At 70.7% G+C, this 22501-nt stretch carries 21 protein-coding genes, 1 tRNA gene and 1 pseudogene; 12 read left to right on the forward strand and 11 right to left on the reverse strand.

Annotated elements, in window-relative coordinates; translation table 11 throughout:
• Positions 1-5 precede the first annotated feature (5 nt).
• The 5 genes from OG594_RS02260 to OG594_RS02280 all read right to left on the reverse strand — a co-directional run bounded on the left by OG594_RS02260 (position 6) and on the right by OG594_RS02280 (position 4991).
• The gene (locus tag OG594_RS02260; protein ID WP_266594813.1) at positions 6-2093 is read right to left on the reverse strand and encodes a copper resistance CopC/CopD family protein; all 2088 of its coding nucleotides are present in this window, start codon (positions 2091-2093) and stop codon (positions 6-8) included.
• A 22-nt stretch (positions 2094-2115) separates the two neighbouring features.
• Complete coding sequence (locus OG594_RS02265) at positions 2116-2595, reverse strand: copper chaperone PCu(A)C (RefSeq protein ID WP_266594814.1); 480 nt, start codon at positions 2593-2595, stop codon at positions 2116-2118.
• Complete coding sequence (locus OG594_RS02270) at positions 2592-3245, reverse strand: SCO family protein (RefSeq protein WP_266594815.1); 654 nt, start codon at positions 3243-3245, stop codon at positions 2592-2594. Before OG594_RS02270 ends, OG594_RS02265 begins: the two co-directional genes overlap by 4 nt.
• A gap of 69 nt (positions 3246-3314) precedes the next feature.
• Positions 3315-4040 (reverse strand): YcnI family protein, encoded by a 726-nt coding sequence (locus tag OG594_RS02275; protein ID WP_266594816.1) that lies wholly within the window; start codon positions 4038-4040, stop codon positions 3315-3317.
• A 108-nt stretch (positions 4041-4148) separates the two neighbouring features.
• Positions 4149-4991 (reverse strand): hypothetical protein, encoded by an 843-nt coding sequence (locus tag OG594_RS02280; RefSeq protein ID WP_266594817.1) that lies wholly within the window; start codon positions 4989-4991, stop codon positions 4149-4151.
• Positions 4992-5201: 210 nt separating this feature from the next.
• Here OG594_RS02280 and OG594_RS02285 point away from each other — a divergent pair, with 210 nt between their 5' ends.
• Positions 5202-5645: an ATP-binding protein gene (locus OG594_RS02285; RefSeq protein WP_266594818.1), complete on the forward strand. Its 444-nt coding sequence runs from the start codon at positions 5202-5204 to the stop codon at positions 5643-5645.
• Positions 5646-5738: 93 nt separating this feature from the next.
• Here the strand turns inward: OG594_RS02285 and OG594_RS02290 are convergent, their stop codons facing one another.
• Together OG594_RS02290 and OG594_RS02295 are read right to left on the reverse strand one after the other, a co-directional pair.
• Complete coding sequence (locus tag OG594_RS02290; protein WP_266594819.1) at positions 5739-7205, reverse strand: aminopeptidase P family protein; 1467 nt, start codon at positions 7203-7205, stop codon at positions 5739-5741.
• A 119-nt stretch (positions 7206-7324) separates the two neighbouring features.
• The gene (locus OG594_RS02295; protein ID WP_266594820.1) at positions 7325-8881 is read right to left on the reverse strand and encodes a PP2C family protein-serine/threonine phosphatase; all 1557 of its coding nucleotides are present in this window, start codon (positions 8879-8881) and stop codon (positions 7325-7327) included.
• 397 nt (positions 8882-9278) lie between these two features.
• Here OG594_RS02295 and OG594_RS02300 point away from each other — a divergent pair, with 397 nt between their 5' ends.
• Positions 9279-10052, forward strand: coding sequence for a bifunctional DNA primase/polymerase (locus OG594_RS02300; protein WP_266594821.1), 774 nt, complete (start codon positions 9279-9281; stop codon positions 10050-10052).
• Positions 10053-10161: 109 nt separating this feature from the next.
• Entirely contained in the window at positions 10162-10725 is a 564-nt protein-coding gene (locus tag OG594_RS02305; protein ID WP_266594822.1) for a hypothetical protein, read from the forward strand.
• A 180-nt stretch (positions 10726-10905) separates the two neighbouring features.
• Here OG594_RS02305 and OG594_RS02310 read toward each other — a convergent pair whose 3' ends face one another.
• The 3 genes and pseudogenes from OG594_RS02310 to OG594_RS02320 all read right to left on the reverse strand — a co-directional run bounded on the left by OG594_RS02310 (position 10906) and on the right by OG594_RS02320 (position 13595).
• Positions 10906-11880 carry a DUF5926 family protein gene (locus OG594_RS02310; RefSeq protein ID WP_266594823.1) on the reverse strand — a complete coding sequence of 325 codons (975 nt, stop codon included), beginning with the start codon at positions 11878-11880 and terminating at the stop codon, positions 10906-10908.
• Positions 11881-12109: 229 nt separating this feature from the next.
• Positions 12110-12669 (reverse strand): annotated as a pseudogene (locus tag OG594_RS02315) (ATP-binding protein).
• A 137-nt stretch (positions 12670-12806) separates the two neighbouring features.
• Positions 12807-13595 (reverse strand): glycerophosphodiester phosphodiesterase, encoded by a 789-nt coding sequence (locus OG594_RS02320; protein WP_266602534.1) that lies wholly within the window; start codon positions 13593-13595, stop codon positions 12807-12809.
• A gap of 240 nt (positions 13596-13835) precedes the next feature.
• On the opposite strand from OG594_RS02320, the gene OG594_RS02325 reads away from it, so the two are divergent.
• From OG594_RS02325 to OG594_RS02350, 6 genes are all read left to right on the forward strand, one after another.
• The gene (locus OG594_RS02325) at positions 13836-15332 is read left to right on the forward strand and encodes a S1C family serine protease (protein ID WP_266594824.1); all 1497 of its coding nucleotides are present in this window, start codon (positions 13836-13838) and stop codon (positions 15330-15332) included.
• A gap of 100 nt (positions 15333-15432) precedes the next feature.
• Positions 15433-16338, forward strand: coding sequence for a LysR family transcriptional regulator (locus tag OG594_RS02330; RefSeq protein WP_266594825.1), 906 nt, complete (start codon positions 15433-15435; stop codon positions 16336-16338).
• Positions 16339-16417: 79 nt separating this feature from the next.
• Positions 16418-16966, forward strand: a complete 549-nt coding sequence (locus tag OG594_RS02335) for a cysteine dioxygenase family protein (RefSeq protein WP_266594826.1) — start codon at positions 16418-16420, stop codon at positions 16964-16966.
• On the forward strand, positions 16966-18009 hold the full coding sequence (locus tag OG594_RS02340; protein WP_266594827.1) for a YeiH family protein: 1044 nt from the start codon (positions 16966-16968) through the stop codon (positions 18007-18009). Before OG594_RS02335 ends, OG594_RS02340 begins: the two co-directional genes overlap by 1 nt.
• A 274-nt stretch (positions 18010-18283) precedes the next feature.
• A complete protein-coding gene (locus tag OG594_RS02345) occupies positions 18284-19231 on the forward strand; it encodes a serine protease (RefSeq protein ID WP_266594828.1) in 948 nt (315 codons plus the stop codon).
• A gap of 52 nt (positions 19232-19283) precedes the next feature.
• Positions 19284-19371: transfer RNA gene (locus OG594_RS02350), tRNA-Ser, on the forward strand.
• 103 nt (positions 19372-19474) lie between these two features.
• Here the strand turns inward: OG594_RS02350 and OG594_RS02355 are convergent.
• Positions 19475-20098: a hypothetical protein gene (locus OG594_RS02355; protein ID WP_266594829.1), complete on the reverse strand. Its 624-nt coding sequence runs from the start codon at positions 20096-20098 to the stop codon at positions 19475-19477.
• A 71-nt stretch (positions 20099-20169) separates the two neighbouring features.
• Here OG594_RS02355 and OG594_RS02360 point away from each other — a divergent pair, with 71 nt between their 5' ends.
• From OG594_RS02360 to OG594_RS02370, 3 genes are all read left to right on the forward strand, one after another.
• The gene (locus OG594_RS02360) at positions 20170-20352 is read left to right on the forward strand and encodes a hypothetical protein (protein WP_266594830.1); all 183 of its coding nucleotides are present in this window, start codon (positions 20170-20172) and stop codon (positions 20350-20352) included.
• 477 nt (positions 20353-20829) lie between these two features.
• A complete protein-coding gene (locus OG594_RS02365; protein ID WP_266594831.1) occupies positions 20830-21300 on the forward strand; it encodes a DUF6344 domain-containing protein in 471 nt (156 codons plus the stop codon).
• A 737-nt stretch (positions 21301-22037) separates the two neighbouring features.
• Positions 22038-22349, forward strand: a complete 312-nt coding sequence (locus OG594_RS02370; RefSeq protein ID WP_266594832.1) for a hypothetical protein — start codon at positions 22038-22040, stop codon at positions 22347-22349.
• Positions 22350-22501 lie beyond the last annotated feature (152 nt).

The raw sequence follows: 22501 nt of genomic DNA on the forward strand, positions 1-22501 counted from the left end.
GCTGGTCAGCCGATCTTCACGGTCTTCTGGATGGTGGTCTGGTCGATGTCGGAGGTACGGACGGTCACGTCAATACGCCATTCACCGGCGAGCGGCAGCTGGACACCGGAGGCGGTCCAGTGCCCGGGGGACGCCTGCTCGGGGACGAGCGGCAGGGGGCCGATGTCCTTGGCGGGAAGCGTGAAGGCGACCTTGATCTCGGGGAGGTCGAAGGGGGAGTCGTCGGCGGAGTCGGCCCAGAGGTGCAGGGTGTTCGCCCCGACCCGTCCCGGGTCGAGTTCGAGCCGGACGGAGCCCTTGCCGTGCGGACCGCCGGTGTCGAAGGGCAGGGTGATCTTGACGGCCCGGTCGGGGACGGCGGTGGCGGTGGATCCGCGGCCCGTCTCCTGCTCCACGGTTCGCCCGGGCTCGGTGCTGGTGAGCACGGTGGTGACGGCGAGCAGGATCACGGCGATGGCCGCCTCGGCGAGGACCGAGCGGCGCAGGCCGGCGCGGTCCGGGTCGGCGTCCCGCACCCGCTTCTCCAGCGCGCTCTCGCGTGCGGCACGCTGCCGGGCGAGCTGGGCGGCACGCTCCGGGTCGGCGGGTACGGGAACGGGCTCTGTTTCACGTGAAACACCGGTGTCCTCCGAGACGGCTCCGGTGGCCGTTTCACGTGAAACATCCTTTGAGGTGTTCCCAGCGGCGGCGGTGATGGCGGTCGCGGCGTCCGCGGGAGCATCGGCGAGCCGCGCGGTCCACGTGCGGGACAGGAAGGCGATGCCGAGGAGGACGGCGCCCAGGCCGATCTTCAGGAGCAGCAGCTGCCCGTATTCGGTGCCGGTGAGGGCGGACCAGCTGCCGAGCTGGCGCCAGGACTGGTAGACGCCGGTGACGGCGAGCACCAGGACACTGACGAAGGCGACCCGGGAGAAGCGGCGGACGGCTGCGCGCTCGATGCCGGGGACCTTGCGGAGGGCGACGAGCAGCGCGGCGAGACCACCGAGCCACGTGGCGACGGCCATCAGGTGCAGGATGTCGGCGGGCATGGCGATACCGGGCTGGATCCCGGTGGAGGCGTGCTCCGAGAGGGCCCAGGTGGCGGCGATGCCGCCGGACACGACGGCGCCGCCCATGGCCAGTCCGAAGGTGAGATCGCTGGTGTCGTCCCGGTTCCCGGCCTCATCGCAACCGTTGGGCCCGTCGGCCTGATCGGACCCGTCGGTCTCCCCCTCGGCGCGCTCGGCCCGATCGGCCCCATCGGGTCCATCGGCCCCATCGGGTCCGAGGCCCGCCACGCGGCGCGCGTAGACGCCGAAGAGGACCGCGACGAAGAGGGCGGCCGCGCCCAGCAGGAGCAGCCTGGAGACGAGCGAGGCCCCGGTCTTGGTCTGTAGGACGGCCCGGAGCCCGTCGAGATCGAACACGTCGGAGAAGTTGCCGGACCCCGTGTACGGGGTCCGCAGCACCAGCATGGCGAGGGTGGCGACGGTCAGGGTGACCCAGGCGCGCACGACGAGCTTCTGGAGCGGCCGTTCGGCGGCGCCCCTGCGCCAGCACAGCAGGATGAAGGCTGCGCCGCCCACGAGGACGGTGAACCCGGCGTAGGCGGCGTAGCGGGCGATCCCGTACGCGATGCCGACGGGCCCGCCGCCCGCCCGGGCGGTGGGCAGGGTGACATCGGTGGCCGAGGGCGCGCCGATGGAGAAGGTGAAGGCGCCGGAGATCGGATGGCTGTCGGCCGAGACGGCCTGCCAAGCGACGGTGTAGGTGCCGTTCGGTAGTCCGGCGTGCAGTGCGGTGCCGTAGCGGATGGTGTTCCCGCTGCACATGTCGCGCAGTTCACCGGTGTCCACGCGTTTGCCCTGGGGGTCGAGCACGCGGATGGAGTCGTCGCCCATGGCGACCTGCTCCGAGAAGGAGAGCGTGACCTGGGCGGGGGCCGTGGCGACCACCGCCCCGTCCTTGGGGTCGCTCGCGGTGAGGGCGGCGTGCGCCGTGGCCGGCGCGGCCGCGGTGAACAGGGCTGCCAGCAGGGTTGCGAGGACCAGCGCGAGCCGTGGCAGGAATGCCGTGGCGCGGGCCGTGGAGGGAGCGGGGGCGGTGGCCGTCATGGCGTGTCAGTTCCTCGGTCCGTCAGTGGGCGTTGCCGGACGTATCTGTCGGAGCCTGAGGGTTGTACGTCCGGTCCTTCACGTCCAGCTCGACCTTGACCGGAGCGGCCTTCTCGAAGCGGAGCTCGACGGTGACCTTCTCGCCGACCTTGGGAGTGCTCTTGAGCCCCATGAACATGATGTGGTTGCCGCCGCGCTCCAGCCGGAGCTCGCCGTTCGCCGGCACGTCCATCGACTGGACCTGCTGCATCTTCTGGTCCTTGGTCTCGTGGATCTGGAGATCGTCGGAGAGCGAGGAGGTGACGCCGGTGAGCTTGTCGGCGGTCTCGGAGCCGTTCTTGATGACCATGAACCCGCCGGCCATCTTGTCGTTCACGGGTTGCGGCATGAAGGCGCCGCTCACGGTCATCTTCGGCTCGGCCTTCCCGGAGCAGCCGGATATGGCGAGCACTGCCGTCAGGGAGAGGGCGGCGGCGAGGGTGCGGGTGGTGCGGGCGTTCACGGGTTCTCCCCCTTGATGAGCTTCGGCAGGTCCTTGGCGTAGTCGTCCACGGTGGTGCTCTCGCCGTAGAGGACGTAGCCCTCGTCGGTCTTGGGCGAGAACGCGATGACCTGGGCGCCGTGCATGGAGACGACCTTGCCGTCGGCTCCCGTCGTGGCGGGGTCGATGCCGATGCCGAGCGTGCGTGCGGCGGCCTGGATGGTCGCGAAGTTCCCGGTGAGTCCGATGAAGGACGGGTCCTGCGACTTGAGCCACGCGCTGAGGGACTCGGGAGTGTCCCTCTCGGGGTCGGTGGTGACGAAGACGACCCGGAGGTTGTCCTGGTCGGCCTTGGGGAGCGCCTTCTTGGCGACGGCGATGTTGCTCATCGTCAGCGGGCACACGTCGGGGCAGTTGGTGTAGCCGAAGTAGATGAGGGTCGGCTTGCCCTTGGTCTGCTCACGCAGGTTCCACGGGTTGCCGGTGGTGTCCGTGAGGACGAGCTCCGGCTTGGTGAAGGGGCGGTCCAGGAGGGTCGCGGCCTTGGCGTTGCTCTGACCGCCGGAGATCTGGGTGACTCCGCCAGGCTTGGCGGGCTCACCGCCGCAGGCGGTGAGGGTGAGTGCGGCCGCCGCGAGCAGCGCGGCGACCGTCACACGTGTGGTGCGCATGAAGAAATGTCCCTGGGATCGGGGATGCTACGGACGTGTCGGAAGGGCAGCGCCCATGGGCGCGCCGGGTCAGGCGGAGCGGCGGCGCGAGGTGATGCCGAAGGCGACACCGCCGAGTCCGACGACGATGCCGGCGATGCCGAGGACGCGCGCGGTGGTGTCGGAGCCGTGTTCGGCGGCGGCCTCGTCGTGGCCGTGTTCGGCGTCCTTGTCGGCGTTCTTCGGCTGGTCGGCCTTCGCACCGCCGTCGTGGTGGTCGTCGCCCTTGGGGGCGCTCAGCTTCAGGACGGGCGCGGGGTTCTGCGGCTCCGCGGCGCCTTCCTTGGCTTCCTCGATCCAGCGGACGACCTCGCCGTTGTCGTACGTCTGGATGGACTTGAAGACCATCTGGTCGGCGCCCTCGGGCAGCTTGCCCACGGAGAGCGGGAACTGCTGGAACTTCCCGGGCTCGATCTTGCCGCCGGACCAGGTCACCTTGGTCACGGCCTCGTTGATCTGCTTGCCGTGCACGGTGAGCGGCTTGTCGAGCTTGCTCTTCTCGACCGTCACCGTCCAACCGGGAACGTCCTGCGGCATGACGGAGCTGAGCGGCTGGTCGACCGGGAAGTTGACTTCCAGCTGGGTGGTCGACGCGTTGTCCCGCTCGTTGGGAACCTTGAAGTTGAGCGTCGCGTAGCCGCCCTTGGCGGCCTCGCCGACGGGCTGCACGCCGACGTGGGCGAACGCAGGGCCGGAAAGGACGAGAACGGAACCGGCGGCGATGGCGGCGGCGATGGAGACGCGAGAGGTCTTCATGGCAGGAACACTCCACGGAAGCAGTGGTGGCAGTGGATCCGCGCACGGGCGCGCGCGGAGTTCGCGGCACCGGTATCCCGCTCTGTGTCCGGGAAGGAGGGTGCCGCGTCAGGCTGCGAGGGCGAGTGCCACGGGTGGGCCGCGCCGGATCACCGTGTGCTGGAGTGCTTCCCGCCCTGTGCAGGGGGCGGGGTCGGACCCCGTCCGCGGGTCCTGCGGGGTACGGGTGGCCGAGCCCGGGAGCCCGGCGCCGAGGGCGCGTACGAAGGCCAGTGCGGCGCGCAGCGGACGGATCGGGGCGGCTTCGGCGGAGCGACGGGACAGCTCGACCAGTCGGAAGAGCGCGGCGTCACCGCGGCCGAGCAGCCAGCCCGCGGCGAGTGCCGCCAGCAGGTGGCCGGCCAGCATGGCCGGGCTGAACGGGCCTGTCGCGGGCGCCGCGGTGACGGCCCGGGCCACGTGCGCGTGCGCGCCGTGCCCCTGCGCCACGACCTGCCCGGCCTGCGCGACCTGTGCCGCCTGCTCGGCCAGGGCGGCCGGGTCCAGGCCCGCGGCCTCCAGGATCTGTCGGGCGTCGGCCGGGCTGAGCGGTACGGAGTTGCCCCCGCACACCAGCCGCGCGGCGAGCTCGGCGAGCGAGGCGTCGGCGGAGCCGGCCGGTGCCTGCGCGGCCGCGGCGCTGTGCTGGCCGAGGCCGAACATCGCGTGCAGGCCGAGTTGTCCGGTGGCGAGCCCGGCGGCGATGCCGGGGAGCGACCGCCGACGGCCCGCGAGCGGGGCGGCGACCGCGAAGACGGCGAGGAAGCCGAGGCAGAGGGACCACCAGGGCACGGTGGCGCAGGACGCCAGGGCGTGCCCGGTCGCGGACAGCACGACACAGACCGCGGTGAACACCGCGGCCCGGATCAGCCGGAGGCCGGCTCCGGTGTGCGTCGCGTGGGGGTCAGACATGGTCGGGCCATCATCGCACTGCGCTGAGGCGCTTCATACGGCAGGTCCGGAAGGTCCACAAGGGTCCTCTGTGCGAGGACCGTCCGGGTCCCCTGCGGACAGCCGCATACACCGCTCCTCGGGAGAGCCGCATCGGCCGAACGGGCGTATTGAGGTCTCGGACGGCCGCAGGGCGCTTACGCCCCCTCGCGGGCGGCAATAGGTAACCGTATGAGCATCTGGTGGTCTCTCCACTTGAGGCGCGAAGCCGCGAGCGTGCCGCTCGCCAGGCGACTGCTGCTGGGGACGATGGAGACCGCGGGGGTGGACCCGGACATCTCCTTCGATCTCTCGGTGGCGCTGGGCGAGGCGTGTGCGAACGCCGTGGAGCACGGCGGGGGCGGCGGAATCCCGGACGATACCGAGGCGTACCACGTCACGGCCTATCTGGACGGGGATTGCTGCCGCATCGAGGTGACCGATTCCGGGCCGGGGTTCCCGCCCACGACGGTGGCCCGCCGCAGACCCTCCCTGGCCGAACACGGCCGGGGCCTGCACTTGATCGCCGAACTCGCCGATCACGTCCGCTTCCGCAACCGGCCGGGCCGTGGCGCGGTGGTGAGTTTCGACAAGATCCTGAAGTGGCGCGACGACGCGCTGCTGAAGGTGTCGTAGGCGCCGTCAGCCCGATGGGTCGGGTGTCCTGGGAACGCCGGTGGGCGGGACCCCGCAAAGGAATCCCGCCCACCGATGCGCAACGCGCAGGCGTCAGCCCTTCAGGCGCGCCATCCAGGCCTCGACCTCGGAAGAGGCGCGGGGCAGCCCGGCGGACAGGTTCCGGTTGCCGTCCTCCGTGACGAGGATGTCGTCCTCGATCCGGACGCCGATGCCGCGGTACTCCTCGGGCACGGTCAGGTCGTCGGCCTGGAAGTAGAGACCCGGCTCCACGGTCAGGCACATGCCCGGCTCCAGCGTTCCTTCGACGTACGCCTCGGTGCGCGCGGCGGCGCAGTCGTGGACGTCCATGCCGAGCATGTGGCCGGTGCCGTGCAGGGTCCAGCGGCGCTGCAGGCCCAGCTCCAGCACGCGCTCGACCGGGCCGTCCAGCAGGCCCCACTCGACGAGCTTCTCGGCCAGCACGTGCTGGGAGGCGTCGTGGAAGTCGCGGAACTTCGCACCCGGCTTCACCGCGGCGATGCCGGCTTCCTGGGACTCGTAGACCGCGTCGTAGATCTTGCGCTGGATGTCGGTGTACGTGCCGTTGATCGGCAGCGTCCGCGTGACGTCGGCGGTGTAGAGGGAGTGGGTCTCCACACCGGCGTCGAGCAGCAGCAGGTCACCGGAGCGGACGTCGCCGTCGTTGCGGACCCAGTGCAGGGTGCAGGCGTGCGGGCCGGCGGCGCAGATGGAGCCGTAGCCGACGTCGTTGCCCTCGACCCGGGCGCGCAGGAAGAAGGTGCCCTCGATGTAGCGCTCGGAGGTGGCCTCGGCCTTGTCCAGGACCTTCACGACGTCCTCGAAGCCGCGGACGGTGGAGTCGACGGCCTTCTGCAGCTCGCCGATCTCGAAGGCGTCCTTCACGGCGCGGGCCTCGGAGAGGTAGACGCGCAGCTCCTCGTCGCGCTCCTTGGTCACCTTGTCGGTGAGGGCGGACTCGATCACCGCATCGTGGCCGCGCACGGCGCGAACCGGGCCCTCGGCCTCGGTGAGGGCCTCGGCGAGCTTGCGGACGTCCTTCGCGGGGATGCCCAGGAGCTGCTCAGCCTCGGCGAGGGAGTGACGGCGGCCGACCCACAGCTCGCCCTGGCCGGACAGCCAGAACTCGCCGTTCTCCCGGTCGGAGCGCGGCAGCAGGTAGACGGTCGCGGTGTGACCGGTCGGCCCGGTGGGCTCCAGGACCAGGACGCCGTTCTCGGTCTGGTCGCCGGTGAGGTACGCGTACTCGGTCGAGGCCCGGAAGGGGTACTCGGTGTCGTTCGAGCGGGTCTTCAGGCGGCCCGCGGGGATGACGAGGCGCTCGCCCGGGAAGCGTCGGGACAGCGCGTCGCGGCGGGCGAGGGTGTGCGCGGCCTGGGCGATGGGCTCCAGCCCGTGCAGTTCGGTGTCGGCCCAGCCGCTGCGCATGTTCTCGGCGAGTTCGTCGCTGACGCCCGGGTACAGACCGTTCTTGCGCTGCTTGTGCGTCTTCTTGGGCTGCTCTTCTTCCGGGGTCTCCGGGGTGAGCTCGTCAGCCACGTCTTCTCCTCAGCTACGACGGTACGGACCTGGGTGTGGACCGCATCCATCGTATGCGTGTGCGTAGAGAGCCGTTCCGAATCGTGGAATCCGTCACGATGCGGAACGGTCTCCGCGCCTCATTCGAACCGGGCCGCAAGCAGCACGATGTCCTCGGGGGCATCGGTCGGCTCCCCGCCGGGCAGCACGGTCCGCAGGATGTGCTCGCACAGGGCCGCCGGGTCCTCGCGGACGCTGCGGGGGACCCCCGCAGCAGCGGCGTGCAGCCGGGCGTACGCCCGGTCCATCGGGTCGCCGGTGTGGTGCAGCAGCCCGTCAGTGTAGAGAAGCACCGTTTCTCCGGGTGCAGGTTCGATCTCCACGCTCGGCGCTTCCCAGCAGGACAGCATGCCCAGGGGCGCGGAGAGCGAGGTCTCCACGTACTCGGTGCGGTGCTCGCCGATCAGGAGCGGCGGGGTGTGCCCGGCACCGGCCAGGATGATCTTGTTGCTCCGGCCGTCGGACTGCGGACCCCCGGCGGGTTCGCAGTAGGCGAAGAGTGCGGTGGCGGCGCGGGCGGGCTCGGTCAGGCGCAGCAGCAGTTCCAGGTCGGACAGGACCGCTACGGGGTCCTCGCCCTCCATGACGGCGTAGGCGCGCAGCGATGCGCGCAGCCGCCCCATCGCGGCGACGGCGCTCGGCCCGGATCCGGTGACGGAGCCGACGGCCAGTCCGAGGGCGCCCTCGGGCAGCGGCAGGGCGTCGTACCAGTCGCCCCCGCCGAGCGGCCCCGTGTGGTGGCGAGCCGCGAGCTGGACCCCGGGGATCCGGGGGAGACGGCTCGGCAGCAGCTCCTCGGAGACGGTGGCCAGGTGCGAGCGGGAGCGCTCCACCTCCAGCATCCGGGCCAGGTGCTCGGCGGCGTGCCGCACGTACAGCCCGGCGAGGTCGCGCTGCCGCTCGCTCGGCTCGGCCTGCTCGTCGTAGAGCCAGACGGCCGCGCCGAGCCGGCCGGTCGCTTCGGCGGTGAGGGGGAGCGAGTAGCTCGCGGCGTAGCCGAGCCGGGCGGCGACCTCGCGGTGGCGGGGGTCCACGGGGGCGGCGAAACCCCCGGATCCGGGGGGAGCGCCCGGTTCGGGCAGGAAATCGGAGCCGCCCTGGGCGTCCGGCAGACCGTCGAGGATCCGGCCGTAGGAGGTGGCGCTGCGCGGCACGGTCTCGATGTGGCCGAGCTCCGCGTGGCCGAGCCCGAGGCCGATCGTGCTGGTCGGGCCGAGTCCGTCGGAGGGTTCCAGGACGATCAGGCCGCGGCGGGCGCCGACGAGCGCGGCTCCGGCGCGCAGGAATTCGCGCAGCGAGGTGTCGAGGTCGCTGGCACGGGCGAGGCGCTCGGTGAGCTCGTGCAGGGTGGTGAGGTCCGAGACCATGCCCGCCAGCCGGTCTTGGATGACACTGCCCGGGCCGCCGGGCGCAGGGGCCGGTGCGGGGGTGGTCCGGGCGGGCGCGGGTGCCGCAGTGTCCGGCGACGCGGTTGCTGCTGGATCGATTCCAGCCACTTTCGGTAGATGCGGAGCGCTCATGGCGTCCGCCTTTCCACCTGGTGCGATTCGCCAAATAGCATCGCAAACCCCCAGATCGTGCTGCGCCGCCATCAAGGAATCCACATCTACACGCACACGTGGATGCATGTCCAGCATTGCCCAGGTGGGAATCCTGGTGTCCGTGAGACGGCAACTCACCGTCGAGCCAAGGCTAGAACTTGGCCGGAAAAAGCGGGAAGCAGTCGGTTTTTGCGATCGACTGAGCGGGCTCCGCAGGGGCCTCGGGTACGTACTCGGTGATGTACGAGGCCAGTTGGCGTCTCCGGGAACCACCCGGCGCGGGCCGTCGTCCTTAGCGGCGGCCGCCGGTCTCGGTGGCCGGCGCGGGTCGCGCTCCACCCCCGCGGGACGTTTGATGGACCTGTAAGAAGACTGCACGAACCGTGTGAACCTGCTTCTGGCGGACAGTGACGCGAAACCTGTACGTGTGGTGAGACACCGGTTACATGGTGTGATGTGGCCCTCGGCGTTCAACGGAAAGGAACGAGCGCACATGCGCGAGATCCTCGGAAGGCGTCTCCAGCGGCTCCGCGATCGCTTTCAATCCCTGCGCCCCGACCCTGGCCGGAGCGGCAGCACGTCCGCTCTCCTCGACGCGGCGCTCGTCTGCGCCACCACCTGGCAATGGCCCGTCCTGCCGGGCGTCGGCCGGTCCGGCACGGACGCCAAGCGATGCGCCTGCCCCGACCCCGACTGCGCCGTCCCCGGCGCGCATCCCTTCGATCCCGGACTGCTCGCCGCCACCACCGACTCCCGGATGGTGACCTGGTGGTGGACCAACCGGCCCGCCGCCCCCATCCTGATGGCCACCGGAGGGGCCGCCCCGTGCGCGGTGAGCCTGCCGGCCGGTGCGGCCGCGCGCGCCCTCGTACGACTGGACGCGCAAGGCATGCGGCTCGGTCCGGTCGTGGCCACGCCCACCCGCTGGGCACTGCTGGTGGCGCCGTATTCGCTGGAGCGGCTCGGCGAACTCCTGTACGCGAAGGACCACGTGCCCTCATCCCTGCGCTTCCACGGTGAGGGGGGCTACCTGTTGCTGCCGCCGTCCGCCGCGTCCAGCGGTGGCCAGGTGCGTTGGGAACGGGAACCGCGGGCGCAGGCGGCGGCGCAGCGGCCGTGGGCACGGTCGGCGCGGGCGCACGCGCAGTTGACGCAGGCGCAAGAGCGGGCGGGAAACCTTTGGCTGCCCGAGATCGAGGCGGTCGTGGACGCGCTGGTCGAGGCCAGCAGCGGTGCGCCAGGCGGCGGCAGCAGGCTCGCGTACTGACCTGCCGGGCCTGTGCGGATCACTCGTACGAGTGTCGGTGGGGCGAGTTTCCAAGGGAATTGGGCGCGGGGATCTCCGTGCCCCATTCCCTCCTCGCTATCTTCGGCGAATGAATCTCCGCCTGATCGGTATCGGCGCCGGTGTGTTGATCGTCTTGTCGCTCCCGCTCGCCGGGGCGATCGCCGAGCCGGATTTTGCCGGTCAGGAGGACGGAAAAGGTGGCGGCCTCTTCTCGGCGCTCGGGCTTTCGGACTCCTCCCGCACGTCTCCCGCGCGCTCGGCGCCGACGGCCGGCCCGCAGCAGCCCGGCCCGGCCGAACAGCCCCGTACGGATTCCCACTGCGGACCCGAACTGTCTTCGCCGCACGGGGTGGAGGCACAAACCTGTGTGTTGATCGGCGAAGGCCAGACATGGGGCCGGAGTTACTACCGGAACACGAGTGGTCGCGCGCTGGATGCCGTGCTGACGGTGATGGGTCCGGCCGGGCGCACAGTCCAGATCCGGTGTGCGATGGGTGCGGGCGACGAACCGGGCTTGTGCGAGACGCCGAAGGAGGCATCGGCGGGCGATCCGGCGAGTTACTCCGCCGTAGCGGAGTTTGCAGTTCCGGATGATGAAGGGGAACTGCTCTTGAGGTCCGGGAGCAACTCACCGGCACCGGGTGACGGTTGACCGCACCCCGAAAATCAAGGGCCCGGTCGCTGGCGACGGGGGATGCACCAGCGACCGGGCTACAAGAACGGTAACAAGAGATCGCCTGTTCGCAAATTCGATCTCCGATATTCAGACACCGATTTGCAGACGATTAGCGGGAGTTGTGACTCCGGTCACCGGCTCCACGCGGGCGCTCGGTCAGCTGAGCGTCACCTGGCGGTTGGTGAGTCCGCCGCGCGCCCGGCGCTCCTCCGTGGTCAGCGGGGCGTCCGTGGCCAGAGCCCCGGCCAGCCGCTCCGCGAACTCCGCCGCGGGCTTCTCGACGTCCTCGGCCGTGACCCCGGTGGGCAGGTCCCAGACGGGAACCATCAGGCCGTGGGCGCGGAAGGAGCCGACGAGCTTCGTGCCCTCGCCGAGCGAGGACGTGCCGGCCGCGTGCAGCCGCGCGAGGGCGTCGAGCAGCTTCTCCTCGGGGTGCGGCATGACCCAGCGCAGGTGGTTCTTGTCCGGCGTCTCGCACCAGTAGGCGGCGTCCACGCCGGTCAGCTTGACGGTGGGAATGGCAGCCGCGTTGGCGCGCTCCAGCGAGGCGGCGATCTCCGGGGAGGCGTTCTGAGCGCTCTCGGATTCCGGAATCCAGAATTCGAACCCGGTGTGAACAACCGGCTCGAAACCGCCGTCGGCGTCCAGGAGATCCTGAAGTCGGGGACCCTCGGCGGGAACCCGGCGGGCGGCAACCGGCGTACCGGGCTCCGCTACGAGGGCACGCTCCAGGGTGTCGGCCATGTCGCGGCCGAGGTCTCCGGAGGACGAGTCGTTCTGCAGGCCGAGGAGGACGGACCCGTCCTCACGGCGCAGCGCCGGCCAGGCCATGGGCAGTACGGTCACCAGCGTGACGGAGGGGACGCCCTCGGGCAGACCGCCCTTGAGGGACAGCGGGACGGTGGCGGCGGGCACCAGTTCGCGCAGGGCGACCCAGTCGCACTCACCCGGCAGTCCCTCGAAGGGGCGCCGCACGTGCTCGGTGACGGCGTGCGCGGCGGCAGCGCCGTGGCAGGCCTTGTAGCGGCGGCCGGATCCGCAGGGACAGGGCTCGCGGGCGCCCACGACGGGGATCTCACCGTTGTTGAGCTGCGGCTTTGCAGTCTTGGCTGCGGGGCGCTTCTTGGCCATCGTGCGTGTCTCCCGGTTGCGGCGGTACGGCGTCGTGTCTGGGCGCGAGCCTAGCCGTTCGTACCGCCGGAACCGGTGGGGTGCGGCCGGGAGCACGGTCGGCGTGCGCTCCCGGACGGCCGCCCGTGCGGATGACCGGTACTGCTGTGCTGCTGTCGTGCTGCCTTGCTCTCGTGTCGGTCGTGTCGGTCGTGCTGGCGTGTCCGTCGTGCGGTCGGGGATCCCGGGTTCAGGGATCGAGGTCGTCGAACGCCGTACTGAAGTCGATCGCCGGCGGCGCAACGCGCGTAGCGAAATCCTCGTGCCGGGGCCCACAGGCAACGATCACCCACACGGTGACCTCACCCGCCGCTCCGTCCCGGACACCCCAGTCCTGGGCCAAGGCGCTGATGATGTTCAGTCCCCGGCCGCCCCGTGCGGTGACCGAGGGCGTGGCAGGAACCGGGCGGGTGGGCCCGCCTCCGTCCGTGACCTCGACCGTCAGTCGTCCCGCTCTGTCCACGCGCCATGCAGCGCGTATCTCCCCGTCCCCGACTTCCCGAGAGCTGAGCGGCCTGCCGTGTCGACAGGCATTGCTGAGCAGTTCGGAAAGGATCAGTACGGCATCGTCCACGACCGATTCGGACACCCCGCTGATACGCAGTTGCTCGCGCATCCGGTGTCTCGCCTTGCCCACGCCCGCAGGACCATGGCGTACGTCCATGCACGACGACGTGGGCACTTCTTGTGCCACCACCAACGCCACCCCCGGAACCTCCTTAGCCCCACGCATGGTCTGGATGCCCCAATGGCCTGGACCGGAAACCGTCGAAGGAGCCCGAAGCGGGACCCTCTGACGCATTCATGTCGACCGAATGCGGAGCGGATGCGCCGGAGCACACCCTGTAACGGGCGAGTTGGGAGTGGCGGGTGTGCAAAAGGGGACTTCAGCGCCCGAGTTGGGACAGAACTTGGCGTGGTCTGTTCGTGATGATTGCTTCCACGCCTAGATCAGCGCAGAGCTGAACGTCTTCGGGTTCGTTCACTGTCCATACGTGCACGGAGTGGCCCGCGCCCTGGAGCTTGTGGATGAAGCCGGGGTGATTGCGCACGATCCGCATCCCGGGACCGGCGATCGTCACGCCGGCCGGCAGTCGCCCGTCCCGCATCCGGGGCGAGATGAACTGCATCAGGTACACGGTCGGGATCGTCGGCGCGGCCGCCCGGATCCGGTGCAGGGAGCGCGCGGAGAAGCTCATGACCCGCACGGGGTGCGGACCCTCGGCGGGCGGGGCGTCCAGGCCGAAGCGCTTGAGGAGGACGAGGAGGCGCTCCTCCACCTGTCCGGCCCAGCGGGTCGGATGCTTCGTCTCGATCGCGAGCTGTACCGGCCGTCCGGCGTCGGAGACCAGCTCCAGCAGGCGCTCCAGGGTGAGGACGGAGGTGCGCTCGGGGTCCGCGTCCCAGTCGGGGGACTCCTCGCGGTCCTTCCAGGAGCCGAAGTCGAGGGCGGCGAGATCGGCCAGCTCCAGGGCGGAGACGGCACCGCGGCCGTTCGAGGTGCGGTTCACCCGGCGGTCGTGGACCAGGACCAGATGGCCGTCCGCGGTCAGTCGGACATCGCATTCGAGGCCGTCGGCGCCGTCCTCGATGGCCTTGCGGTAGGCGGCCAGGGTGTGCTCGGGGGCATCCTCCGAGGCGCCGCGGTGGGCGACGACCTGGATGGTGCGCGGCATTGCGTGGGTCACCGGGTCATGGTGCCACCGAGAGGCGCCCGGGCGTCGGGGTCGGCCCCAAGAATGCATCCGAAATGTCGGATATAAAGAATGGGGAGAGATGCACAGGTCCGGCTTACAGTGCTCTGACGGGTCATGGGAAAGGCTTTGCCCAGGAACTTGTGCGGCACGTCGAACGTTCAGTCGGACCGATATCGCCAGAGAATTTTCCGAAGCCGTGTGTGACGAGGAGAGAGCGCTGTGAGCACCGAGAACGAGGGCACCGCGGCCCCGACACCCCCCGCGGCCCCGTCCGTACCCCCTGCTCCGGCCTCCGAGACGCAGGATGCGGCCCCCGCGCCCGCCGCCGGCGAGCCGGTGACCCAGCAGATTCCGCCGACCCCGGCGCCCGGCACCGAGCCCACCCAGCAGATTCCGCCCGCACAGGCGCCCCCGGTTTACGGCCAGGCTCCCGCACAGGCGCCCCCGGCCTACGGTCAGGCTCCCGCCCCGGCCGCGCACGGAGCCGAGGGCTGGCCGCCCCCGCCGCCCACGGTGCCGGCGTACGGAGTGGGCAGCGGCCACGGCGGAGGCGCCTGGGGTGTTCCCCTGACCGCCGACGGCGCCCCCGCGCCCAAGCCGAAGGGCAGGGGCGGCCTGGTCGCGGCCGTGCTCGTGGCGGCCCTCCTCGCGGGCGGCATCGGCGGCGGCGTCGGTTACTGGGCCGCCGAGCGCAGCAACAACGGCACCGGCTCCACCACGATCAGCGCTGCGAACACCCCCAAGGACATCAAGCGCGAAGCCGGCTCCATCGCCGGCCTGGCCGCGGGTGCCCTGCCCAGCGTGGTCACCATCGAGGCCTCGGCCGGCGACGGCGAAGGCGGCACCGGCACCGGGTTCGTCTACGACCAGCAGGGCCACATCCTCACCAACAACCACGTCGTGGCCTCGGCCGCCAACGGCGGCAAGCTCTCCGCGACGTTCTCCGACGGCAAGCGGTACGACGCCGAGGTCGTGGGCCGTGCCCAGGGTTACGACGTCGCCGTCCTCAAGCTGAAGACCCCGCCGGCCGGCCTCAAGCCGCTGCCCCTCGGCGACTCCGACAAGGTCGCGGTCGGCGACGCGACCATCGCGATCGGCGCCCCCTTCGGCCTGTCGAACACGGTCACCACCGGCATCGTCAGCGCCAAGAACCGCCCGGTCGCCTCCGGAGACGGCAGCGGCAGCAAGAACTCGTACATGAGCGCCCTCCAGACGGACGCCTCGATCAACCCGGGCAACTCGGGCGGTCCGCTGCTCGACGGGCGCGGCGCGGTCATCGGCATCAACTCCGCGATCCAGTCCGCGGGCAACGGCGGCTTCGGCGGCGGCCAGGCCGGTTCGATCGGCCTCGGCTTCGCCATCCCGATCAACCAGGCGAAGAACGTCGCCGAATCGCTGATCAAGACGGGCAAGCCGGTCTACCCGGTGATCTCGGTCTCGGTCGACCTCCAAGCCAAGTCCGAGGGCGCCAAGATCTCCGAGCAGGGCGCGGCCGCCAACGAACTGGTCGACCCGAACGGCCCGGCCGGCAAGGCGGGCCTCAAGCCCGGCGACGTCATCACCGAGTTCGGTGGCAAGCCGGTCGACAGCGGCCCGACCCTGATCAGCATGATCTGGACGTACAAGCCCGGCGACACCGTGAAGCTGACCTACCTCCGCGGCGGCAAGCCGACCACGGTCGACATCACGCTCGGCTCGCGGGTCGGCGACAAGTAGCAGCACCCGAGCACCACCGGTCGCGGCGGCGGACCGATGAGGAGGGGCCGTAGGCGGGATTCCGTCTACGGCCCCTCCAACGTCCGCTTATGCTTCATTGGTGTTCGATTCTCGGCACATACGGACCTTTCATGCCGTGGTCGCCTCCGGGTCGTACTCGGCCGCCGCCCGCGTGCTCGGGTACACCCAGCCCGCCATCACCCAGCAGATGAAGGCGCTCGAACGTGCCGTCGGCACCCCGCTGTTCACCCGCGTGGGCCGCAAGATGCAGCTCACCGAGGCCGGGGAATCCCTGTCCCGGCACGCCGAGACCATCCTCGGGAACCTCTCTGCCGCCGAGGCCCAGCTCAGGGCGTACGCCCGGCTGCGCACCGGCCGGGTCAGGCTGTGCGGCTTCCCCAGCGCCAATATCACCCTCGTCCCCGAGGCCCTGAGCGGCTTGGCCAAGGACCATCCGGGCATACAGGTGGAACTGCTGGAAGGTGAGCCCCCCGAGTCGCTGCGCCGACTGGAGCGCGGGGAGTGCGACATCACCCTGGCCTTCACCTATCCCGGCCTGCACGAAGAGATCCCGCAGGAGGTCGCCGAGGTCAGGCTGCTGGAGGACCAGCTGACGGTACTGCTCCCGATGGGGCATCCGCTGGCCCGCCGCCGCGCCGTGCACCTGGCCGACCTGGCCGAGGAACGGTGGATCGCGGGCTGTCTGCGCTGCCGGGCGAACCTGCTGCACGAGTGCGCGGAGCTGGGCTTCGTGCCCGACATCCGTTTCGCCACCGACGACAACCTGGTCGTACAGAGCCTGGTCGCGCAGGGGCTGGGCGTGGCGATGATGCCCGCGCTGGTGCTGCCCTCCCTCTCACTGAGCCGGGTCTGCGGCCGGGCCCTGCAGCCGGCTGCGCGTCGGCACATCGCCGCGTACGTCTACCGCGACCACCTGCGGATCCCGGCGACGGCCGTGGTGCTCAACGCGCTGAAACAGGTGGCGGCGAACCGGGTCGGCTGCTGATCAACCCATAAGCTGTGCTTGGGATTTCAGGTCATAACTGTCGTTGGACGTGATGGAAAGCCGGCAGCACGCTGTCGATATGACCACCAGCACGCCGGCCCGCACCACCACGAGGATGGCCGCCCTCGTCAGTGAGATCCGTACCGTCGTGGAGCGGGGGCTGGATCCCGACCTCACCGCGTACCTGGTGGGCGAAAGGCTCGCCCCGCACCTGGGCGCGCCCGACCTGCTGACCCCGGCGCAGCGGGAAGGTGACCCGGAGCGGTACCGGCAGCACATCCTGCACGCCGAGGCCGACGGCAGCTTCTCCGTAGTGGCCCTGGTGTGGCTGCCCGGGCAGGAGACCTGCATCCACGACCACGTGTCCTGGTGCGTGGCCGGGGTGCACCAGGGTGAGGAGAGCGAACGCCGTTTCCGGCTCGCGCCGGGTGCCGGTCCTGCCCGGCTCGTGGCCACCGAGGACGTGGTCAACGCCCAGGGCGACGTCTGTGGGTTCGCCCCGCCCGGAGACATCCACAAGGTGCGCAACTCATGTACGACCAAGGCGATATCGGTGCACGTGTACGGCGCCGACGTCTCCCGGCTGGGCACCAGCATCCGCCGCGTCTACACGCTCCCCGTCGACTGATGGCCCTCCTCCACCGCCCGCAGAGCACGGCCCGGGATGTTTCACGTGAAACACCCACTCCGTGGCCCGGGTTGGTGATGGCTGCGGGCGGCGCGCTGACGGCCTGGTGCGTCCACCGCATCGTGCCCGCCGTGCCGATGCTGACCGCATCCGTAGTGCTGGGCATCGCGGTGGCGCACCTGCCGGGCCTACGGACGTTCGTACGCGCGGCCGCGCGCCCGGGACTCTCCCTGGCCGGCCGTCGGCTCATGCGGATGGGCATCGTCCTGCTGGGCCTCGGCCTGGGGCTGGACCAGGTGCTCCGGCTGGGCTGGGCCACCGTGGCCATGGTGGTCGGCGTGGTCGCGGCCACCTTCCTCGGCACCCTCTGGCTGGGGCGCCGGCTGGGGCTCCCGGGCGATCAGCCACTGTTGATCGCCACCGGGTACTCGATCTGCGGTGCCTCGGCGATCGGCGCGGTGAGCGAGGTGTCCGGCAGCGACGAGGAGGACGTGGCCGCCTCCGTGGCACTGGTCACCCTCTGCGGGACGCTCGCCATAGGGATACTCCCGTTCCTCCAGGGGCCGTTGGGGCTTTCCGACCCCGCCTTCGGACGGTGGGTCGGCGCCGGGGTCCACGACGTCGGCCAGGTCGTGGCCACCGCGCAGACCGCGGGCCCCGCCGCCCTGGGCGAGGCGGTACTGGTCAAACTCATGCGCGTGGCGCTGCTCGCCCCGCTGGTGGCGGCCGTGGCCTTCTCGGTACGGGCCCGGCGCCGCGGGGTGCGTACCGCCTCGGGCCGCAGGCCGGCGCCGGTGCCGCTGTTCGTTCTCGGGTTCCTGGCCGCGGCCGCGCTGCGCGCCACTGGGGTACTGCCCGACGTAGCGCTGGAGTGGGCGCACACCGCCCAGGAGGCCTTGCTGGCGGCGGCCCTGTTCGGCCTGGGGAGCGCGGTGCACCTGCCGACGCTGGCCCGGACGGGCGGGCGGGCCGCGGTACTGGGGCTCGGGGCGTGGGTGGTCGTGGCGGGGGTTTCGTACGCGGGCGTGATGCTCACCGTGTGACGCCGTGTGACGCCGTATGCCGCCGTATGCAGCCTGGGGGCGCCGTACGGCGGTGTACCGGCCGGGAGTTGGCCATTTCCTGGCCGGAACCGACCGAACGTTCCGACTGCCCGCTGACATTGCGACGCACCCGTGCCACCCTGCCCGGTAATCCGCACGACGCACGACGCACGACGCACCGCGAACCGCGCACAGCCGATCCGCACCGACCGCTCTTCACCCCCACCCTGCCCGGCTTCGCCACCCGGCCCGGGCACGGCAGAAGGAGTCATGCGTGAATCGTCATCGCACGGCCTTGTCCGTCCTGCTCGCGGCCGGCGCCCTGGTCGCGGGCGCCCTGACGGCGGCCGGCCCCTCGATCGCCGCGGATGCCGCCGCGTCCTTCCGGCAACAGCACACCCACGGCTTCTGGACCGCCGAGCGGATGCGCGGCGCCACCCCGCTCGACGTGACGGCGGTCCCCGGCGCGGCCCGCACCCCGGTCGCCACGTCGGCGACCCCCACAACCATCGCCCCGACGGCGGCGGCGTCCCCCACGGCGTTCCCGCAGGCGGGCGGCGCGTGGACGGGCGGCGGCGCCGTGGTGAAGACCTCGGGGCGCGTCTTCTTCACGATGGGCGGCCGGACCGCATCCTGCTCCGGCGACTCGGTCACCAGCGCCAACGGCAGCACGGTCATCACGGCCGGTCACTGCGTGAAGTACCAAGGGGCCTGGCACACGAACTGGGTCTTCGTCCCCGCCTACAACAACGGCTCGGCCCCCTACGGCCAGTGGTCGGCCACCAAGACCTTCGCCACCGACCAGTGGGCCGCGAGCGAGGACATGAACATGGACGTCGGCCTCGCCGTCGTCGCCCCGCTCAACGGGCAGACCCTCAGCCAGGCCGTCGGAGCACAGGGCATCGCCTTCAACGGCGGCTACAACAAGAAGATGTACGCCTTCGGCTTCCCCGCGGCGGCCCCGTACGACGGCACCAAACTGGTCTACTGCAGCGGCAACAGCGGCAAGGACTTCCTGCTGACCAAGGACCACGGCCTGGGCTGCAACATGACCGGCGGCTCCAGCGGCGGCCCCTGGTTCCAGGACTTCAACGAGGCCACGGGCCTGGGCACCCAGGTCTCGGTGAACAGCTTCGGTTACACCTTCCTCCCGAACCGGATGTACGGCCCGTACTTCGGCAACGAGGCGAAGGCGGCCTACGACAAGGCGCAGGCGTCCTGACCCCCTGAGCCGCTCCCGCCACCCCCACCTGGCCGGTACTCTGTACCGGCCAGGTGGGTTGCCCGAGCGGCCTAAGGGAACGGTCTTGAAAACCGTCGTGGCGCGAGTCACCGTGGGTTCAAATCCCACACCCACCGCCAAGCGGGCCGAGGCCCAACTCAGAAGGGGTGCCACCGATCCGGTGGCACCCCTTCTGCACGCGGGCCCTGCCACGCTTTGTCACGTGCGCACCGCCGGGCGGAGTCAGCCCTCGAACCAGACGACGAGGCGGACGCCCTCATCGCCGTGCAGGCTCGCGAGGGTCCTCATGACCGACCACATGGCACCCCAGTCGTCGTCGGGCACGGCGTGCTTCCGTCGGAGGCGTCCGATGCGGAAGAGGCGATCGCCGTCGGGCCACTCGGTGCCCTCGGGGTAGGTGCGGCCCGCGCGGTAGAGGGCGTGGGGGTCGGCGACGTCGGCGAGCTCGGCAAAGCGGTCGAGGCTGGTGTTCCGGCCGTGCAGCACCCAGGCCCCGTCCGGACCGAGACGGTACTCATGGACGCATTCGTCCACCTCGTTGGCGGCCTCGTCCCAGTCCGTGGCCGCCAGCTCCGCCCAGGTGATCCAGGACGCACCGGTCGAGTCCGGACTCCAGGACTCGAAGCCGGCGAGGGCCTCCGGCGACACGTCAGCGGGTAGGCCGCGGCCATCGGCGAGCGGTCGGAAGGACGTGGTGTCGCGCACGCCGAACAGGGACCCGAAAGCGACGTAGGAGCGACCGTCGTAGAGGTGATCGAGGTCGATCGCCCCGTGCCAGCTGCGGTCGTCTTCGTCCAGCCAGCGATCCCAGCGGCACTCGATGAACCCGTGTATGTCTGTCCCCATGCCCGGCATTGTTCTCCGTCGCGATAGGGCGTGCGACGAGTTTTCCGACCCGTATCCGTCGGCACTGATACGTGTCACGTCAGTGCGATCGCGACCGGACGCAGGGGCAGGCGGTCGAGGGCACCTCGGCCGAGGAGGGCTGCGCCGTCGTCATCGCCACCCACGACGACGCGGTCCGTGACCGCTGCGACGTGGTCCTGGCCGTCGGCGACGCCACACACCCCGTACCCGTGAAAGAAAGGCAGTTCTCATGAACGCCCGCCTCGTCCGTCGTGCCGTGATCGGGCGCTGTGCTCCTTGCCGGCATCGTGGTGCTGGCCGTCTACGGCACGCACGCCGGCACCATGCTCGGCCGGATCGGGCTGCGGATCTTCTGACGCCCCGCCTTCCTCCCCCTACCTGAAGCGGGCCCGCGTCGCCGACCCGGGCCCGCTTCCGTGGTCAGGCCTCCGGCACGCGATCCACCGGGGCAAGGCGGGCCGGGGTATTCCCGGCTTGCCGGTCGGTCGGCGGCGTGCTGAAGCGAACATACAGGTCAGGGCCGGTTCGGAGGCAGGTTGTCCGGTGATTCCTGGGAGTTCGCCGCGGGGTCGGAGCCACGTCCTTGGGCCGTCCGAGTGGTGTTTGTCGGAAGATCGGCGCGGGGCGTGGGGCCGGTGCGGTTGCGGCCACATCATGACGAATGTATTCAGATCCGCCCGTCCGAACATCGTGAATCGAGGCACCTCGTCATGACTGACCGCAGCATCCTCACGTCGATCTGGACCGCCGTCCTCGCCGCTCTGGTGGCCATCCTCTCCGGCTTCGGCATCACGGGGAAGCCCGCTCCGGCCACCGCCTCCGCCCCGGCCCCCGCCGCTGCGGACACCGCGACCACCGCCGTGCGCCGGCCGGCCGTCGCGGCCAGGCGGACCTGGCGGGCGATGATGCGGGGAGGTTCGCTGCCGCCGACCATCAAGCAGCGGATCCACGCCGAGGCACACGGCAAGACCCCTTCCGTACGACGCTCCACCACCGCCGCGGCCATGGGTGCCGGTGACGGGACGGTCTCCAGGACGCTGATCCCGGCCGCAGCGCCCGCCGCAGCACACCACGCAGGACACGCCGCGGTCCCTGCCGCCGCCGTCGAGGCGCCCACCGCCGAATCCGCAGGACCCGCGGCTGCCGGTGCAGCCCGGAACGCCCTCGCGCTCGCCGCGTAGCCCGTGAGCCTCGTAGTTCCGTAGTTCCGTAGTTCCGAAGCCCTGTACACGCAGTTCACGAGAGCGCAGGGCGATCGCAGGGTCCGGCTCGCAGGCGTACGCGCCGCCGCCGGGCAGGAGCAAGGACGAGCAGCAGTAAGAGCAGCAGTGAGAGCAGCTGCGAAAGCAGCAGCAAGAGGACCAGCACGAGGACCAGCAAGAGGACAGCAAGAGGACAGCAAGAGGACAGCAAGAGGACAGCAAGAGGACAGCAGGAAAAGAGCAGCAGCAGGCCCGGTAACAGGCGCTGGAGCCCGGTCGGTCGTGACCGTGGATCGCGCTACGTGGGTGCCCCGAGGGCTGGGCACGGAAGGATCACCCCGGCTTGCGCCGGGGCGCACAGGGGGCGTGAAGCTTGGCATTGCAGGGCCGCAGGCCCGGGAGACGGTGGGGTTCCCGGACGGCGCGGCCCTTTTCGGCATGTCCGGGTCATGGTGATCTGGCGGAACGCTTCCTCCCTTGTGTGGCGTGGGATCCAGCTGGTTCCAGGGCGCTGACCTGGGGCTTCGGGGGCGTGAATGAGGTTTATCCGATGTTGGTCATGCTTGCGGGGGAATCGGAGACTCCGGGGTGGTTCGCCGGGGATTCGGTGGGCAACTCTGGTCACGCGACGTCGTCACCACACGGAACGAACGACCGAGGCGGCCGGCCAACTGCCTTGGAGCAAGTCCCACTTCGGTTTTCTGGAGGATAAAGACATGGCAAGCATCCGTACCGCCCGCGTCATCTCCGCCGTCGCCGCGCTCCCCCTCGCCGTCGCCCTCTTCGGCGGGGTGGCGTCGGCCGACAACGGCGCCTTCGCGAACGACGGATCGAATGCGAGCGTGGCCGAGATCATCGGCAGCGGTGTGGGCGGGGACAACAACGGCAACTCGTCCACGTCGCAGCAGGTCGCCACCGGTTCCGGCGCATCCAACCAGAGCAACAACGCCCAGGTGAACGGCTCGGCCCTCACCGCGATCGACCAGTCCACCACGACCGTCGCGGTCAACTTCGTCCCCTGGTGGTAGCCGCGGCCTGAGCCGCTCCGATTCTTGAGGGCGCCCGTGCGACCGGACCGGCTGGGGTCCGGTAGCGCGGGCGCCCTCGCGCATGTCCCCCGACCTTGACATCGCGGGTGAATCTGACGGACAGTCAGGTTCCCTCGATGATGTGATGCCGG

Origin of the sequence: Streptomyces sp. NBC_01214, from assembly GCF_026340975.1 — a bacterium.
Lineage (GTDB): Bacteria > Actinomycetota > Actinomycetes > Streptomycetales > Streptomycetaceae > Streptomyces.

What these genes read in the sequence shown, in the direction of transcription:
- OG594_RS02260 (WP_266594813.1), bottom strand. Translation starts at nt 2,093, where the DNA reads ATGACGGCCACCGCCCCCGCTCCCTCCACGGCCCGCGCCACGGCATTC.
- OG594_RS02270 (WP_266594815.1), bottom strand. Translation starts at nt 3,245, where the DNA reads ATGCGCACCACACGTGTGACGGTCGCCGCGCTGCTCGCGGCGGCCGCA.
- OG594_RS02275 (WP_266594816.1), bottom strand. Translation starts at nt 4,040, where the DNA reads ATGAAGACCTCTCGCGTCTCCATCGCCGCCGCCATCGCCGCCGGTTCC.
- OG594_RS02280 (WP_266594817.1), bottom strand. Translation starts at nt 4,991, where the DNA reads ATGTCTGACCCCCACGCGACGCACACCGGAGCCGGCCTCCGGCTGATC.
- OG594_RS02285 (WP_266594818.1), top strand. Translation starts at nt 5,202, where the DNA reads ATGAGCATCTGGTGGTCTCTCCACTTGAGGCGCGAAGCCGCGAGCGTG.
- OG594_RS02295 (WP_266594820.1), bottom strand. Translation starts at nt 8,881, where the DNA reads ATGCTGGACATGCATCCACGTGTGCGTGTAGATGTGGATTCCTTGATG.
- OG594_RS02300 (WP_266594821.1), top strand. Translation starts at nt 9,279, where the DNA reads ATGCGCGAGATCCTCGGAAGGCGTCTCCAGCGGCTCCGCGATCGCTTT.
- OG594_RS02305 (WP_266594822.1), top strand. Translation starts at nt 10,162, where the DNA reads ATGAATCTCCGCCTGATCGGTATCGGCGCCGGTGTGTTGATCGTCTTG.
- OG594_RS02310 (WP_266594823.1), bottom strand. Translation starts at nt 11,880, where the DNA reads ATGGCCAAGAAGCGCCCCGCAGCCAAGACTGCAAAGCCGCAGCTCAAC.
- OG594_RS02320 (WP_266602534.1), bottom strand. Translation starts at nt 13,595, where the DNA reads ATGCCGCGCACCATCCAGGTCGTCGCCCACCGCGGCGCCTCGGAGGAT.
- OG594_RS02335 (WP_266594826.1), top strand. Translation starts at nt 16,418, where the DNA reads ATGACCACCAGCACGCCGGCCCGCACCACCACGAGGATGGCCGCCCTC.
- OG594_RS02340 (WP_266594827.1), top strand. Translation starts at nt 16,966, where the DNA reads ATGGCCCTCCTCCACCGCCCGCAGAGCACGGCCCGGGATGTTTCACGT.
- OG594_RS02355 (WP_266594829.1), bottom strand. Translation starts at nt 20,098, where the DNA reads ATGGGGACAGACATACACGGGTTCATCGAGTGCCGCTGGGATCGCTGG.
- OG594_RS02365 (WP_266594831.1), top strand. Translation starts at nt 20,830, where the DNA reads ATGACTGACCGCAGCATCCTCACGTCGATCTGGACCGCCGTCCTCGCC.
- OG594_RS02370 (WP_266594832.1), top strand. Translation starts at nt 22,038, where the DNA reads ATGGCAAGCATCCGTACCGCCCGCGTCATCTCCGCCGTCGCCGCGCTC.